Here is a 1000-nt window from a genome sequence, read left to right as displayed (position 1 = left end):
AAGCGCGACGATGAAGCTGATGATGCGTGCTGCCACGATCGGGGTCTCCCATTGAGTGTGACCGACCGGTCCGGTGCCCAAAACCGACGCGGATTGCGGCGAAACCTATTGCCATCGCGCTGGAAGGAAAAGGGACTTCGTCCCATGCGCGACGATTTTCCTATGCGCATCGCACAAGCCGGCGGCGCGGCGAGGCTACAGTCCCAGCGCGCCGCGCACCGCTTGCGCCGTGCGCTTCAGCTTCGGCCCGACGTCGCTGCGCAGCCGCTCGGCCGGCAGCGCGAAGGCCGGCCCGCCGCAATTCAGCGCGAAGGCGAGACCGCCGGTACCGATGGCCAGCGGCACGCCGACGGCGTTGACCTCGCGCTTCCAGTCGCCGGCCGAGACGACGAAGCCCAGCGCCCGGAAATCCTTGAGCGCCGCGGCGATCCCCGCCTCCATCGCCGGCCAGGCCTCGCCCTCGCGGGCCGCCAGCTTCGCCATCAAATCGGCGCGATCTCGGTCCGGCAGGCCGGCGAGATAGGCCCGTCCGATGGCCGAGGTCGCGAGCTTCAGATGGCTGCCGACGTCGAGATCGACCGGATGGGGCTGTTCCTGTTCACCACGCGCAACGGCGACGCGGCGGATCTGAAGGCCGGCGGCGGCCTTTCCAGCACACTGGACTGGCCGTCGTTTTACAAGGTCTAGTCCGACCTAGACTCAGGGGTACCGAGCTCGAATTCTGGCGTAATAGCGAAGAGGCCCGCACCGATCGCCCTTCCCAACAGTTGCGCAGCCTGAATGGCGAATGGCGCCTGATGCGGTATTTTCTCCTTACGCATCTGTGCGGTATTTCACACCGCATATGGTGCACTCTCAGTACAATCTGCTCTGATGCCGCATAGTTAAGCCAGCCCCGACACCCGCCAACACCCGCTGACGCGCCCTGACGGGCTTGTCTGCTCCCGGCATCCGCTTACAGACAAGCTGTGACCGTCTCCGGGAGCTGCATGTGTCAGAG

1 protein-coding gene is annotated in these 1000 nt (G+C 65.6%); it reads right to left on the bottom strand.

What is annotated here, in order from left to right; all coding sequences use genetic code 11:
• Window positions 1-195: 195 nt before the first annotated feature.
• Window positions 196-627, bottom strand: a complete 432-nt coding sequence (locus tag SI859A1_RS00280) for an IclR family transcriptional regulator domain-containing protein (RefSeq protein ID WP_081451294.1) — start codon at window positions 625-627, stop codon at window positions 196-198.
• Between the last annotated feature and the right edge of the window lie 373 nt (window positions 628-1000).

It is taken from the genome of Aurantimonas manganoxydans SI85-9A1 (genome assembly GCF_000153465.1).
Taxonomy (GTDB): Bacteria; Pseudomonadota; Alphaproteobacteria; order Rhizobiales; family Rhizobiaceae; genus Aurantimonas; species Aurantimonas manganoxydans.
This window is presented reverse-complemented; position numbering and strand designations above follow the sequence as displayed.